This window comes from Methylobacterium sp. P3_A11 (genome assembly GCF_056403155.1).
In genome coordinates this window covers 1-14,349 of sequence record NZ_JBFUGA010000017.1, presented here as the reverse complement: position 1 = coordinate 14,349, position 14,349 = coordinate 1, and the positions used below count along the sequence as shown (strand labels likewise).

Annotated in this window: 13 protein-coding genes and 2 pseudogenes; 5 read left to right on the top strand and 10 right to left on the bottom strand. The window is 72.4% G+C overall.

What is annotated here, in order from left to right; translation table 11 throughout:
• The first annotated feature begins 35 nt into the window (after positions 1–35).
• Positions 36–614, top strand: a complete 579-nt coding sequence (locus tag AC1DXK_RS07985) for a cysteine hydrolase family protein (protein ID WP_457105200.1) — start codon at positions 36–38, stop codon at positions 612–614.
• 192 nt (positions 615–806) lie between these two features.
• Complete coding sequence (locus tag AC1DXK_RS07980; RefSeq protein ID WP_161393407.1) at positions 807–1,004, top strand: hypothetical protein; 198 nt, start codon at positions 807–809, stop codon at positions 1,002–1,004.
• Between the two features lie 91 nt (positions 1,005–1,095).
• Here AC1DXK_RS07980 and AC1DXK_RS07975 read toward each other — a convergent pair.
• Positions 1,096–1,867, bottom strand: a pseudogene (locus AC1DXK_RS07975) (SDR family NAD(P)-dependent oxidoreductase).
• 157 nt (positions 1,868–2,024) lie between these two features.
• Between AC1DXK_RS07975 and AC1DXK_RS07970 the strand changes: the two are divergent.
• Positions 2,025–2,648 (top strand): TetR/AcrR family transcriptional regulator, encoded by a 624-nt coding sequence (locus AC1DXK_RS07970; protein ID WP_457105161.1) that lies wholly within the window; start codon positions 2,025–2,027, stop codon positions 2,646–2,648.
• 86 nt (positions 2,649–2,734) lie between these two features.
• On the opposite strand, the gene AC1DXK_RS07965 is transcribed toward AC1DXK_RS07970, so the two are convergent.
• The 5 genes from AC1DXK_RS07965 to AC1DXK_RS07945 form a co-directional block, all read right to left on the bottom strand.
• Positions 2,735–3,079 carry a DUF1330 domain-containing protein gene (locus tag AC1DXK_RS07965; protein ID WP_457105162.1) on the bottom strand — a complete coding sequence of 115 codons (345 nt, stop codon included), beginning with the start codon at positions 3,077–3,079 and terminating at the stop codon, positions 2,735–2,737.
• 64 nt (positions 3,080–3,143) lie between these two features.
• Complete coding sequence (gene pyrF / locus AC1DXK_RS07960) at positions 3,144–3,836, bottom strand: orotidine-5'-phosphate decarboxylase (protein WP_457105163.1); 693 nt, start codon at positions 3,834–3,836, stop codon at positions 3,144–3,146.
• 72 nt (positions 3,837–3,908) lie between these two features.
• A complete protein-coding gene (locus AC1DXK_RS07955) occupies positions 3,909–4,523 on the bottom strand; it encodes a uracil-DNA glycosylase family protein (protein ID WP_457105164.1) in 615 nt (204 codons plus the stop codon).
• Between the two features lie 137 nt (positions 4,524–4,660).
• On the bottom strand, positions 4,661–6,856 hold the full coding sequence (locus AC1DXK_RS07950; protein ID WP_457105165.1) for a xanthine dehydrogenase family protein molybdopterin-binding subunit: 2,196 nt from the start codon (positions 6,854–6,856) through the stop codon (positions 4,661–4,663).
• 50 nt (positions 6,857–6,906) lie between these two features.
• On the bottom strand, positions 6,907–7,362 hold the full coding sequence (locus AC1DXK_RS07945; RefSeq protein ID WP_457105166.1) for a (2Fe-2S)-binding protein: 456 nt from the start codon (positions 7,360–7,362) through the stop codon (positions 6,907–6,909).
• A gap of 282 nt (positions 7,363–7,644) precedes the next feature.
• On the opposite strand from AC1DXK_RS07945, the gene AC1DXK_RS07940 reads away from it, so the two are divergent.
• Positions 7,645–9,180: a sensor histidine kinase gene (locus AC1DXK_RS07940; protein ID WP_457105167.1), complete on the top strand. Its 1,536-nt coding sequence runs from the start codon at positions 7,645–7,647 to the stop codon at positions 9,178–9,180.
• Positions 9,181–9,241: 61 nt separating this feature from the next.
• Here AC1DXK_RS07940 and AC1DXK_RS07935 read toward each other — a convergent pair whose 3' ends face one another.
• A complete protein-coding gene (locus tag AC1DXK_RS07935; RefSeq protein WP_477297377.1) occupies positions 9,242–9,658 on the bottom strand; it encodes an EVE domain-containing protein in 417 nt (138 codons plus the stop codon).
• A gap of 221 nt (positions 9,659–9,879) precedes the next feature.
• Between AC1DXK_RS07935 and AC1DXK_RS07930 the strand changes: the two genes are divergently transcribed.
• Complete coding sequence (locus AC1DXK_RS07930; RefSeq protein WP_457105169.1) at positions 9,880–12,246, top strand: bifunctional diguanylate cyclase/phosphodiesterase; 2,367 nt, start codon at positions 9,880–9,882, stop codon at positions 12,244–12,246.
• A 15-nt stretch (positions 12,247–12,261) separates the two neighbouring features.
• Here AC1DXK_RS07930 and AC1DXK_RS07925 read toward each other — a convergent pair whose 3' ends face one another.
• The 3 genes and pseudogenes from AC1DXK_RS07925 to AC1DXK_RS07915 all read right to left on the bottom strand — a co-directional run.
• Positions 12,262–13,260, bottom strand: a complete 999-nt coding sequence (locus AC1DXK_RS07925) for an NAD(P)H-dependent glycerol-3-phosphate dehydrogenase (RefSeq protein ID WP_457105170.1) — start codon at positions 13,258–13,260, stop codon at positions 12,262–12,264.
• Complete coding sequence (locus AC1DXK_RS07920) at positions 13,257–14,111, bottom strand: GNAT family N-acetyltransferase (protein ID WP_457105171.1); 855 nt, start codon at positions 14,109–14,111, stop codon at positions 13,257–13,259. Before AC1DXK_RS07920 ends, AC1DXK_RS07925 begins: the two co-directional genes overlap by 4 nt.
• Positions 14,108–14,349, bottom strand: a pseudogene (locus AC1DXK_RS07915) (tRNA (adenosine(37)-N6)-threonylcarbamoyltransferase complex transferase subunit TsaD); the annotation flags it as partial. The pseudogene AC1DXK_RS07915 and the gene AC1DXK_RS07920, both read right to left, overlap by 4 nt.

Genomic DNA, 14,349 nt, shown 5'->3' with positions numbered 1-14,349 from the left:
GCTCCGGGCAGGACGGCCCGGCCGCCTCCGGGCCGCTGGGGACGGGATGCGTCCACCTGTGCGTGGACATGCAGCGCATGTTCGCCGAGTCCACCGACTGGCAGACCCCGTGGATGGGCCGGGTGCTGCCGCAGGTGTGCCGCCTCGCGGCGGCGCATCCGGAGCGGACCATCTTCACCCGCTTCATCCCGGCCGCCCGACCGGGCGACGGCCGCGGCACCTGGGCGACCTACTCGAAGCGGTGGGCCACCATGACACGGGAGCGCCTCGCCCCGGGCCTGATCGACCTCGTCCCCGACCTCGCACGGCTCGTCCCGCCCGCTTCTGTCATCGACAAGGGCGTCTACTCCCCCTGGCTCGACACTGGCCTCGATGCCCACCTGCGGGCGCGGGGGGTCGATACCCTGATCATCACCGGTGCCGAGACGGATGTCTGCGTGCTGGCCGCGGTGCTCGGCGGCGTCGATCTCGGCTACCGGATCGTGCTGGCCACCGACGCCCTGTGCAGCTCCTGCGATGCGGCGCACGACGCCCTGCTGCTGATGTACCGGATGCGCTACGGCCATCAGGTCGAGACGATGACGACCGCCGAGGTTCTCGATCGCTGGTCCTGAGCCACCTGGGGCCGTGCCGAACATTCGACCTGTAATAGCCAAGCTCAGGTGAGGTCTGTCCGAACCGTCCGTGCCCATCTCGTAGCGTGATCACTCGATCCGCGTGCATCCGCACGCGAAAAACAGTCGCGCGGCGCGAACCGCCGGCCAGCATGACCGTTATGTCTCCGAACATGGTTCCGGAGGAAGGTTATGGCCAAGCACGAGATCCTCGGCTACTTCGAGCACCGCCGCGACGGGGCCTGGGTCTGCGTCCGTCCCTTCACCCTGACCACGCGGGATGCCAGCATCGACATCCGGCAGGGCATGCGCTTCGACTACGGCAAGCGCGTCGGGGGCGTCGATCTGGCCGAGTACCTCGAGCGGCTGGGCTCGCAGTTCGGATCCTGAGGCGGGCGCCCGCCCCCAAAGATTCCGCCCTGAACGATCGAGACACGCCCCGAGCGGCACCGGACGCGCGTCCGGTACCGCTCTGCGTCGTTCAGGCGCCGCCCCACTGCATCGTCAGGCCGCCATCGACCACCAGGGTGTGGCCGGTCACGTAATCGGCCGCGTCCGAGGCGAGGTAGAGAATGGCCCGGGCGATCTCCTCCGGCTGGCCGGCGCGGTGCCACGGGATGCGTTCCAGCGACTGTTCGAGAGCCGCCGGATTCTCGAAGCGGTCCGATGTCATCGGGGTCTCGATCAGCCCCGGGGCGACCGTTGTTGACGTTGATCCGGTCCTCGGCGAGTTCCCGCGACAGGGAGCGGCAGAGGGACCCGAGGCCGGCCTTCGACATGCCGTAGGGCGCGCTCTCCGGAGTCGGCAGGTGCTGGGCCACGGAGGAGACGAACACGATCTTGCCCCGGCCACCCTGAGCCTTGCGCATCTTGATGAACGGCCGAGCGCAGAACAGCGGACCCATCAGGTTCACCCGGAGAATCCGCTCCAGCACCGCATCGTCCATCTCGGCGACCGGGACCCCGCTCATGGCTTGGCCGGCATTAGCCACCAGGATGTCGAGGGTGCCGAACTCGCTGCCGATCCGGTCGAAGGCGGCGTTGACGGCGGCCGGATCGCCGGCATCGAGCTGGAGCACCAGTGCCCGGCGCCCCGCGGCCTCGACTCGGGCGGCGGTCTCGCGGATGCCGGCTTCGTCAGTGTGATAGGTGATCGCCACGTCGGCGCCCCCGCGGGCCAGCAGGTCCGCGGTCGCCTGACCGATGCCGGAATCGGCCCCGGTCACCAAGGCACGAGTATCGGTGAAGGTCATACGGGCTGATCTCGTTCAGGATTGCCGCTCGCACGGCCGGATGCCGGGGCAATGGATGCCGCCGGGGCCGGTTCCGGACGCGCGCACCGGCCGCAGGGGAACCCGATCCGAGCCGGCGTCTTTGACGCTCCGCGGCTGCATGGCCTAGTGAGGACGCATGTCGCTGGATGATACGACCCACCCGATCGCCGAGGAGTGCGCGCCCGACACGCGCAGCCGCATCCTCGCGACGGCGGACGCGTATTTCCGCGAGATCGGCTACCAGAAGACGACCGTGGCCGACATCGCCCGGACCCTGAAGATGAGCCCGGCCAACGTCTATCGCTTCTTCGACTCGAAGAAGGCGATCAACGAAGCGGTGCTGGAGCGGCTGATCGGGGAGAGTGAGGCGGTGATTTCGTGCATCGCCGACCGGCCGGGCCTCGACGCCACCGGGCGCCTGGTGGCGGCGATCGAGACCCTGCATCGCGACTGCACCCGGCGCTGCGAGACCTTTCCCCGCCTGCACGAGATGATCGAGGCGGCGATGTCCGAGAGCTGGGACGTCTGCCGCCATCACGTGGCCCGGATCACCGCCGGGTTCGAGCGGATCATCCGCGACGGGGTGGCCCGGGGCGAGTTCGAGGCCGCCGATCCGGCCGAAGCGGCCGCCTGCATCCACGTCGCCATCGCGCGGTACACCCACCCGCTGCTGGTGGGCAGCGCCAGCCTCCAGCCGGTTCCGCCCGTGGAAGCCATGGCGGCGTTCCTGCTGCGGAGCTTGGCGCCACGGGGAGTCTAAGGAACAACCCGCTTCGCAGGATGCGGCACGCGCAGCGGGCGCGCGCGCCGATGCAGGGCGAGGCCGGGGAGCGACGCTCCGCCCGCCTATTCGGAGGCCGCCCCGGCCTCGGGCGCCGGCTCGGAGGCGCTGGGTTGCGGGCCGTCATAGCCCTCGATCACCAGGACCTCCGCTTCGACGCCACCGCGCTGCTTGGCTTTGGCGGCCTGGTAGAGGTCGGAGTTCCAACAGGCGAGGGCGTCGGCGTAGCTCGGGAACTCGATCACCACGTTGCGGGACCGGGCCGGCCCCATCACCGCCTCGTAGGCACCGCCGCGCACCAGGAAGCGGCCGCCATACCGGGCGAAGGCGGCGCCGTTGGCGGCCACGTAATCCTTGTAGGCCTCCGCGTCGCGGACATCGACCCGCGCGATCCAGTAGCCCTTCGCCATGCCGCAACTCCTCCGTTGGGAGGCGAAGTGGGTCCGATCCGCGCGAAGGCAATCCCGGTCCGGGTCAGGCGAGATCCGCCACGATCGCCTGCGCCACGGCGCGCGGGTCGGCGGCGCCGGTGATCGGCCGTCCGACGACCACGTTGTCGATCCCGACCGCTCGGGCCTCGCCGGGCGTCATGACCCGCTTCTGGTCGCCGGCCGCTGCGCCCGCCGGACGGATGCCCGGGGTGACGATCAGCCGGTCGGGTCCGACGATGCCCCGGACCGCCGCGGCCTCGGCAGCGGAGCAGACGAGGCCGTCGATGCCGATCTCGGCGGCCTGGGCGGCGCGCTGGGCCACCAGTTCGGCCACCGGCAGGGCGTAGCCGGCCTCCGCGGCATCCGCGTCGTCGTACGAGGTGAGCACCGTCACGGCGAGGATCTTCAGGCCCGGGCCGCGCCCGCGCAGAGCCGCCCGCATGGTCTGCGGGTAGGCGTGGACGGTGAGGAAGGTGGCGCCGGAGCCGGAGACCGAGCGGACGCCCTCCTCGACGGTGTTGCCGATGTCGTGGAGCTTCAGGTCGAGGAAGACCTTGAGGCCGCGGTTCGCCAGCCGCTCGGCCAGGGCGAGGCCGCCCGCATAACCCAGCTGGTAGCCGATCTTGTAGAAGGTCGCGGCATCACCGATCCGGTCGATCAGCGCCTCGGCCGCCTGCACGCTCGGCAGGTCGAGGGCCACGATCAGGCGGTCGCGGGGGTCTGCGGTCTCGGTCATCGGCGCGTCCTTCGGGGTCGCGGCAGCGATCCCGCGGAACGCCCGCGAGGTCAATGCCGGCCCCATCGCGCCTCACCCCGCCATCACCCGCGCCACCTCGGCCCGCAGCACCGGCAGCAGCTCCGCCGCGAACCACGGCTCGCGCTTGAGCCAGCCGTTGTTGCGCCAGGACGGGTGGGGCAGGGGCAGCACCCGCGGGCGGCGCGGCTCGGACAGGATCTCCCGCCAGCGCCGCACCGTGCCGGTCAGCCCGCCTTCGAGTGTTCCCAGGTGCCAGCCCTGCGCGTACTGGCCGATCACCAGGATCAGATCGAGGTGCGGCAGGCCGGCGAACAGCTCCGCCCGCCAGTTTTCCGCGCATTCCCGGCGCGGCGGCCGGTCGCCGCCCTTGGCGTCGAGGCCGGGAAAGCACGCACCCATCGGCACGATGGCGACCCGGGTGGCGTCGTAGAATTGCGCCGCGTCGAGGCCGAGCCAGGACCGCAGCCGCACGCCCGAGGGATCGGTGAACGGCTGCCCCGTCCGGTGCGCGCGGGTGCCGGGGGCCTGGCTGGCGATGCAGAGACGGGCCGTGGCCGAGCCCTGCACGATCGGCCGGGGTTCCTGGGGCAGGGGCGGGCCGTAGAGCGGGGCGTCCCGGCAGAGGCGGCAGGCGCGCAGGCGCGCGGCGGTGTCGTCGAAGGGCATGGCCCGGAGATGGAGTCGCGGCGCGCAAAAAAGAAACGGCGCGGTGTCGCGCCGCGCCGTCGTCAGTCGGGTCTCTTGCCTTGGGGGGAAGGCCCGTTCGTCTTACGCCGATGCAGGCCGGCGGAAGGTGCGTTTCCTCACGCGCCCTTCACCCCCGAGAGGTCGAGCGGCAGCGAGCGCAGGCGCCGGCCGGTGGCGGCGAAGACCGCGTTGGCGATCGCCGGACCCAGGACGGGCACCCCCGGCTCGCCGATCCCGGTGGGCGCCACCTGGCTCGGCACGATGTGCACCTCCACCGTCGGCATCTCGCTCATCCGGGTCGGCGCGTAGGCGTCGAAATTCTGCTCTTGCACGTGGCCCTCCTTGAGGGTGATGCGGTTGCGGAGCACCGCCGACAGGGCAAAGCCTACCGCGCCCTCGACCTGCGCGCGGATCACGTCGGGGTTGACCGGCACGCCGACATCCACCGCCGCCACGATCCGGTTCACCCGGATGCCCGCATCCTGCGCGGTGACGTCGGCCACCATGGCGACGTAGGAGCCGAAGGATTCGTGGACCGCCACCCCGAGGCCGCGGCCCTGCTCCTGCGGCTTGGCGCTCCAGCCGGCCTTGTCGGCGGCGAGGGTGAGCACGCCGGACAGCCGCGGCGCCTGGGTCAGGAGGGAGAGCCGGTAGGCCACCGGATCGACGTTCGCGGCGTGGGCCAGCTCGTCGATCATCACCTCCATCACATGGGCCGTGTGGGTGTGGCCGACCGAGCGCCACCACAGGACCGGCACGCCCTCGCGGCCGTTATGGACGCCGAACCGGTAGGCCGGCAGGGCGTAGGGCGTGTCGGAGGCGCCCTCCACGGTGGTCGCGTCGATGCCGTTCTTGACGATCATCGCCTCGAAGGGCGAGCCGATCATGATCGACTTGCCGACCATGACGTGGTCCCAGCCGACCACCGCGCCCTTGCCGTCGATGCCGGCCCGGACCTTGTGCACCACGGTCGGGCGGTAATAGCCGCCGGCCATGTCGTCCTCGCGGGTCCAGACGAGGTGCACGGGGGCCTTCTCGCCCGACGCCTTCAGGACGGTCGCGGCCTCCGCGAGGTAGTCGGCGGTGGGGGTCGCCCGGCGGCCGAAGGAGCCGCCCGCCCAGTTGCTGTGCAGCCGCACCCGGTCCGGCGTCACCCCGAGGATCGCCGCCATCGTCGCCTGCTCGACGGTCTGGAACTGGAAGCCCGCATAGACGTCGTAGCCGCCGTCGGCCGCCCGCTCGATCGTGGCGTTGAGCGGCTCCATCGCCGCGTGGGCGAGGTAGGGGAAGGTGAACTCGGCCTCGATCACCTGGGCGGCGCCCTTCAGCGCCGCCTGCGGGTCGCCGCGCTCCGAGGCCGTGAGGCCGGGGCTCTTGGCCCGCTCCCGGTACTCGGCGAGGATCGCGTCCGACGAGCGGGTCTCGGCGGTGCTGTCGTCCCAGGCGACGGCAAGCGCCGCGCGGCCCTTCATGGCGGACCACGTGTCGCGGGCGATCACCGCCACGCCGGTCGGCACCTGCACGACGTCAAGGACGCCCGCGACCTTGCGGGCGGCGGCGGGGTCGAAGCGCGTCACGGTGGCGCCGAAGCGGGGCGCCCGGGCCACCACGGCCGTGACTTGGTTCGGGCGGCGGATGTCGAGGGAGTAGACCGCCGTGCCGTTGGTCTTGGCCACGGAATCGAGGCGCGGGATCCGCTGGCCGATCAGCCGCCACTCGCTCGGGTCCTTGAGCCGCGGCTCGGAGGGCACCGGCAGCGAGGCCGCCGAGGCCGCGAGCTCACCGAACCGGGCCTGCCGGCCGGACGGGGCGTGGCGCACGAGATTGTCGGCGACCGTGATCTCCGAGACCGGCACCTTCCAGCGGAAGGCGGCCTCGGCCATCAGCATCTCGCGGGCGGCGGCGCCGGCCTTGCGCAGCTGGAACCAGGAATTGGCCACCGCGGTGGAGCCGCCGGTCCCCTGGATCGGACCCATCAGGCTGTTGTTGTAGAGCGTCGCGTCGGCGGGCGCGAACTCGGTGCGGACGGTCTTCCAGTCGGCGCCGAGTTCGTCGGCCAGGATGGTAGCGAGGCCGGTCGTGTTCCCCTGGCCCATGTCGAGGTGTTTGATCACCACCGTGACGGTGTCGTCCGCGCCGATGCGCACGAAGGCATTGGGCTGCGCCTTGACGTCGGCGAGGTTCGGGCCGGCGGCCGCGCGGGCGGATTTCGGGTCGAGCCGGAAGGCGACCACGAGGGCGCCGGCGCCGGCGAGCAGGCCGCGGCGGCTGGGTCGGGCGGGGAGGGCAGTCGGTCGACGGGCGTTCAGCATGGCGGCGAGGCTCCGGTCAGGACCGCGGGGAAGATGAAGCCTGGGGCGGATCAGGCGAGGCTGCGCGCGGCTTCGTGAATCGCGGCGCGGATGCGCTGGTAGGTGCCGCAGCGGCAGATGTTGCCGTCCATGGCGCCGTCGATGTCGGCGTCGCTCGGCTTGGCGTTGCCCGAGAGCAGGCCGATCGCCGACATGATCTGGCCGGACTGGCAGTAGCCGCACTGGACGACGTCGAGCTTGCGCCACGCCGCCTGGACGGCCTCGGCCACCCGGCCCGACACGCCCTCGATGGTGGTCACCTGGGCAGCGCCGACATCGCCCAGCCGGGTCTGGCAGGACCGGACCGGCTGGCCGTCGAGGTGGACCGTGCAGGCGCCGCACTGCGCGATGCCGCAGCCATACTTGGTCCCGGTGGCGTCGAGCCGGTCGCGCAGCACCCAGAGCAGGGGCATGTCCGGGTCGGCGTCGATGGCGTGCGTGACGCCGTTCACGGTGAGATTCGGCATGGTCGGCGACCCTCTCTCGACGCGTGCGTCCGGCCCCCGAGCGCGGCCCGACGCCCCGTCCGGAGGCACCACCGCCCCCGGGGACCTTAGCGATCGCGTGCCCGGACACGATGTGCGGCAGCGCACTTCAATCCGGCGGCAGGCCAGTCTCGATACAGCCCGCGATGCTTAAGATTGAAGGGATACCGGCAGCCGCTTCTTAACACATCCGCCTCATCCTCGCGCAGTGCTTCCCAGCCATCTTCGCCCGCCCGCGCATTCGAGCCGAGTTTCAAGACGCGCATGCCCGATCTCACCGTCGAGATGGTCCAGCGCGGTCGCGGTCCCTCGACGGAGGAGGCGGCGCGCCGCCGCGGAGTCGCCCGCGAGATCCGCTCGGCCCGCGAGAAGTTGACCTCGCAGACCGGGCTGGAGCGGGCCTTCGACTTCGAGTTGCTGCGTCACTACGCCCATTACCGGGCCGGGGCGGGGATCCCGCTGGTGGGGTTCGCGGCGGCGCTCGCCACGGCCGCGACCTTCTGGATCGCGCCGGCTGTGGCGGCGGCCTGGGCGCTCGTCGTGTTCCTGATGATCACGCTCAACACCACGTTGAGCCGGCGCTTCCTCCGCACCGATCCGGCGACGATCCCCCTCGCCCGCTGGCGCCGCCGCTTCCTGATCGGCGAGGTGCTGCAGAGCCTCTCGTGGTCGGCGATGATCGGGCTCGGCACCACCGGCGGCTGGACCTTCGCACTGTTCGGCCTCGTCATCGCGGCCGCCGTCACCACCATGTTGGCCGCGACGGTGCCGCTGGCGGCCATCGCCGCCCTGGTGCCGCTGGCGGTCGCCACCGCCTCGCTCGCCGCCTTCTCCCAGGGGATGGACCTTCTGATGCTCGTGGTGATGGCCGGGGGGGCGCAGATCTTCTTCCTCGGCCTCTCGCGGCGCCTCTACACCTCGACGGTGGGGGCCCTGCGCTCCCGCGCCGAGAAGGACGCGGTGTTCGGCGAGCTGGAGCAGGCCAAGGCCAATTCGGACGAGGCCCGCCGCCGGGCCGAGGAGGCCAACCTCGCCAAGTCGCGCTTCCTTGCCACCATGAGCCACGAGCTGCGCACGCCGCTCAACGCCATCCTGGGTTTCTCGGAGGTGATGAAGAACGAGGTGTTCGGCGTCCACACGGCGCCGTCCTACCGCGAATACTCGCACGACATCCATGACAGCGGGATGCATCTCCTGAACCTGATCAACGAGATCCTCGACCTGTCGCGGATCGAGGCGGGGCGCTACGAACTCAACGAAGAGGCGGTGCAGCTCGCCCACGTGGTGGAGGAGTGCCGCCACATGATGGGCCTGCGCGCGAAGGCGAAGAACCAGACCTTCCACGACCTTGTCGACAGCGCGCTGCCGCGGCTTTGGGCGGACGAGCGGGCGCTACGCCAGATCGTGCTGAATCTGCTGTCGAACGCCGTGAAGTTCACGCCCCCCGGCGGCGCGATCTGGCTGAAGGTCGGCTGGACCGCCTCGGGAGGCCAGTACGTCTCGGTGAAGGACAGCGGCCCGGGCATCCCCGAGGACGAACTCGGCACGGTCCTGTCCTCGTTCGGGCGCGGCTCCCTGGCGATCAAGACCGCCGAGCAGGGCTCGGGGCTGGGCCTCCCGATCGTGAAGGGGCTGGTGGAGCTGCATGGCGGGCAGTTCCAGCTGTCCTCGAAGCCTCGCGAGGGCACCGAGGTGGTGGTGACCCTGCCGGCCTCCCGGGTGATGGACACGCTGTCGGCCGTCGATGTCGATCCGGAGACCGTGGCACCCGCGCGCAGCCCGCTCAACCGCGCGGCGTGACTCGCCCGCCCGGGCCTTCTCGGTCGAAGCGGGGGGATGGGCGGGGCATCCCGCTTCGCACTCAGTCGAGGCCGCCGAGGGTGCGGATCCGGGTCCATTCCGAGTCGGTCACCGGTTGAACCGACAGGCGGGAATTGTTGACCAGCACCATGTCGGCCAGCGCCGGGTCGGCCTTGATCGCCTCGAGCGTCACCGGGCGCGGCAGCGCCTGCACGGCCTTCACGTCCACCATGCCGAAGCGGCCGGTCTCGTCGGTGTGGTCGGGATAGTAGGGCCGGATCACCGCCACGATGCCGACCACGGCCTTGCCCTCGTTCGAGTGGTAGAAGAAGCCCTGCTCGCCGACCTGCATGGCCATCAGCTGCTTCTTGGCGAGGTGGTTGCGCACGCCGTTCCAGTACGTGCCGGCCTCCCCGGCCGCGACCTGCTGCGCCCACGACCAGGTCGCGGGCTCGGATTTGAACAGCCAGTACGCCATCGCTGAAGTCCCCGAGGACCGCCCGGCCGGGCGGCACGCCCCGCCATAGCCCAGCTTCCCCCCGCGCGCACGGACCGCCCGCGGCTCGCAAGGCCGGCGCCCGCGGGCGAAGATGTGCCCCTGTTGAGATCGGGATATTCCGCGCGCAGGCCGGTCAAATTTTAAATTTTGCATGCCAAAAGATCAGGAGGGTCCTCACCAGCCACCTCTTGGTTGCCTGCATGCTGTCCGTGATCGGTTGTTTTATTGGTGAACACAACCTGTGGCTAGTCGCATTGGCAGCGCTGATCTGCGCGCTGGCCAGCACGACCGCCATGGAGCTTCTCATCCATGTCGGCCGGGCCAGGGGTCACAGCCGCTACGCGTGGCTCGCCGTCGCGGCCGCCGCCGGGGGCTCCGGAATCTGGGCGACCCATTTCCTGGCGATGCTCGCCTTCGAGCCGGGTCTGCCGTCGGGCTACGGCATCGGGCTGACGATCCTCTCCTACGCCGATGCCGTCGCCATCACCGGGCTCGGCTTCGCCCTGGCCGTGTCCGGCCGGACGGTGCAGGCGGGGCTCGGCGGCGGCGTGGTGGGCGGCGGCATCGCGGCGATGCACTACACCGGCATGGCCGCCTATCAGGTGCCGGGACACCTCGTCTGGAGCCCGGCCCTGGTAGTCGCCTCGATCGGGATCGGCGCGGTGCTCGGGGCCGCGTCCCTGAGCGTCGGCCTGTCGGCACCCACGATCCGGCGTCGATACGGCGGCGCCGCGCTGCTGATCCTGGCGATCTGCGGTCACCACTTCACCGGCATGGGGGCGGTGTCCATCCTGCCCGATCCCCTGGTGGAGATCCCTTCGAGCGCGATCCGGACGACGTGGCTCGCCGGGGCCGTGGCGCTGGCGAGCTGCCTGATCCTGCTGCTCGCCGGGGCGGCGCTGCTGCTCGACCTGCGGGAGCGCCGCCGCGCCGAATCCGAGCGCGAGCGCCTGCGCAGCCTCGCCAATGCGGCCGTGGAGGGGCTCGTCGTGTGCCGCGGCGGCCAGATCGTCAGCGCCAACGAGGCCTTCGCCCGCCTCGCGGGTCTCGAGGCGGCGGCCCTGGTGGGCACCAGCCTGGCCACGTACCTGCCGGGCCTCGCGCCCGCGGGCGGAACGGCGGACCAGCCCCTGGAGGCGGATCTCATCCCGGCCGGCGGCGGCCCCATCCCGGTGGAGGTGATCATGCGCCCGGTGGCCGATTACGGCCGCCAGCCGCACCACGCCGTGGCGGTGCGCGACCTGCGCGCCCGGCGCCGGGCGGAGAGCCAGATCCACTACCTCGCTCATCACGACGCGCTCACGGGGCTCGCCAACCGCACGAGCTTCCACACCCGGCTCGAGCGGGAGATGCGCGCGGCGGACAACCAGGGCGCCCGGCTCGCCGTGCTGTGCCTCGACCTCGACCGCTTCAAGGAGGTCAACGACCTGTTCGGGCACGCGGCCGGCGACGCGATGCTGCGCGAGTTCGCGCTCCGGGTCGGCGGGCTGCTCGATCCCAAGCAGTTGATGGCGCGGCTCGGCGGCGACGAGTTCGCCATCCTGACGCCGCAGGGGGAGGGCTCGGCCGAGCGGCTGGCCGAGCGGATCCTGGCCACCCTGGCGGCGGTGCCGGCGGCCTCCGGCCCGGTGATCGCCTCCAGCATCGGCATCGCGGTCTATCCCGACGACGCCGCGGACCAGCGCGCGCTCCTGAGCCACGCCGACGCGGCCCTCTACCGGGCCAAGAACGAGGGCCGGGGCACCTGCCGCCGCTACGATGCCAGCATGGGCGCGCAGATCCGGGACCGGCGGCAGCTGGAACACGATCTGCGCCACGCGGTGGTCCGGGGCGAGCTGGCCCTCGTCTACCAGCCGCAGAGCCGGATCGAGACCGGCGTGGTGACGGGCTTCGAGGCGCTGCTGCGCTGGCACCATCCCGACCGGGGCACCATCTCGCCGGCCGTGTTCGTGCCGATCGCCGAGGAAACCGGGGCAATCCTGGAGATCGGCGCCTGGGTGCTGCGGGAGGCCTGCCGGACGGCCGCCGGCTGGCCGAACCCGCTGGCGATCGCCGTCAACGTCTCGGCGGTGCAGCTCCATAACCCGCACTTCGTCCAGTTCGTCCACGGTACCCTGTTCGCGTGCGGCCTGAAGGCGGAGCGCCTGGAGATCGAGATCACAGAAACCGCCCTGATCCGGGATCCGGCCCGGGCGCTGCTCACCCTGCGCCAGCTCAAGGCCCTGGGCGTCCAGATCGCCATGGACGATTTCGGCACCGGCTACTCCTCGCTCTCGAACCTGCGCTCCTTCCCGTTCGACCGGATCAAGATCGACGGCTCGTTCATCAAGGCAGTCCACAGCAACCCGCAGGGGGCCGCGATCGTGCGCTCCGTGCTGGGGCTGGGGCGGGGCCTGGGGCTCGCCGTGGTGGCGGAGGGGGTGGAGACGGACGAGGAGCTGTCCTTCCTGGCCGCGGAGCACTGCACCATCGCCCAGGGCTACCTGCTGGGCCGGCCCGCGCCGATCGCGCGCTTCGCCGACCACACCCACGGGACCGCACCGGGGCCGGCGGCCGCCGTGGCGTGAGCCGGCGCCGCGGGCTCAGTCGGTCTCACCGCGCAGCGGCCGGGCCAGCAACCCCGCGATCACGTCGTCGACGCTGGCCCGGCCCGCCACGATGGCGGCGACGGCCTCCGCCACCGGCATCTCGATTCCCTTAGCGGCGGCGAGGCCGGTGAGCGCCGCCGCGGTGAACGCCCCCTCGGCGAGCCTGCCGCCCGCGGCCTCGGCGGGGCTCGCCCCGGCGCCGAGCCGCTGGCCGAAGGCGAAGTTGCGCGATTGCGGCGAGGAGGCGGTGAGCACGAGGTCGCCGAGGCCCGAGAGACCCATCAGCGTCTCCGGCCGCCCCCCGAAGGCGCGGGCGAAGCGCATCAGCTCGGCGAAGGCGCGGGCGATCAGCGCCGCCCGGGCGCTCTCGCCGAGCCCGCGCCCCGCCACGATCCCGCAGGCGATGGCCAGGACGTTCTTGCCGGCGCCGCCGACCTCGACGCCGCGCACGTCGTCGGTGTGGTAGAGCCGGAAGCTCGGCCCCGAGAGCAGCGCGCACAAGGCCGCCGCGAGGCCGGGATCGGCCGCCGCCAGGGTCACGGCGGTGGGCAGGCCCCGGGCGACGTCGGCCGCGAAGCTCGGCCCCGACAGGACCGCCACCGGCGTCCCCGGCCGCAGCACCTGCCCCGCCACCGCGCTCATGAAACTGTCGCTGCCGCGCTCGATCCCCTTGGCGCAGAGGACCACCGGTCCCGCCGTGGCCAGGGGCGCGCGCAGGGTCTCCAGCACGCCGCGCACGGTCTGGGCCGGCACGACCAGCAGGGTCGCCCGCGCGCCAGCGAGGTCCTCCGCCTCCGCGGTCGCCCGGATGCCCGGATGGAGCGGCACGCCCGGCAGGTAGCGCGGGTTCTCCCGGCTCGCCTGGAGGGCGGCGGCGGCCTCCCGGTCGCGCAGCCACAGGGTCACGGGATGGCCGGTCCCGGCGGCGGCATTGGCGAGGGCCGTCCCCCAGGCGCCGCCGCCGACGACGTTGATCGCGGTCTCGGCCCTCATGCCGCAGCCTCCCTGTCGACGCCATCCAGCCGGTACAGGACGTGCGCGCGCAGCGGCCCCTCGGGAACCGCCGGATGCGGGAACGTCCCGGCCGCAACCATTCCGAGGCGCCCCATGACCGCCTGGGAGCGCAGGTTGCCCGCCGCCGTGTAGGCCACGACTGCGCGGATGCCGCAGCGTCCGGCGAGGTCGGCGAGGGCCAGCCGCGCGGCGCGCGTGGCCAAGCCCCGGCCCCAAAAATCCCGCGCCAGGCGCCAGGCCAACTCGACCGTGCTCCCCGGCCGGTCGCCGCCCGGGAAGGGCAGGGGCCTGATGATCCGCATCGCGCCGGCGAAACCGATGAACCGGCCCGCATGCTCCAGAGCCCAGGGGCCGAACCCGTCCGCCACGAAGCGGCGATCGCAGAGGCCGGCCTCGGCGGCGCTCTCCGCCCCGGTCCGGGGCCGGGGGAAATGGGCCATCACCGCCGGATCGGCGTTGAGCGCCGCGAAGGGCGCCGTGTCCGCCGGGCGCCAGCGCCGCAGGAGCAGGTCGCCGTCCCGAACGGCGCCCGGCACCGGAGCGGTGGCAATCTTGCCGCGCCATGCGAGCGACCGGCGGTTGAGCAGGGCGAGATCCGCCCAGCCCGCGAGCACCGCCTCGCCCAGCGCGATCGCAACCTCGAGCCGATCCATGGGCATGGTGGCGTGGGCGGGCGGGCGGACATGGTCGCGCCAGGGGCCGCCGCAGGCGTTGTCGAGGAGGATGCGGGCGAAGCAATGGTCGAGGCGCACCGGCCAGTCCGGCCGGGCGGCAGCGGGCAGGCGGCGCCCCACCAGATCCCGCCAGTCCGCGCGCCGGGCCGCGCTCATCCGGCCGCCGCCCGGCCGGGATCGGCCGCCAGGGGCCAGCGGGGCCGGGCCGGGGCGGTGAGGTCGTCGACCAGACCGAGGCGCAGGCGCTCCAGCCCGGCCCAGGCGATCATGGCGCCGTTGTCGCCGCAGAGCGGCAGGGGCGGCGCCACGAAGCTGAGACCCGCCTCGCCGGCGAGGGCGGCGAGGGCGCGCCGGACGGCGCCGTTGGCCGCAACGCCCCCCGCCGCCACCAGGG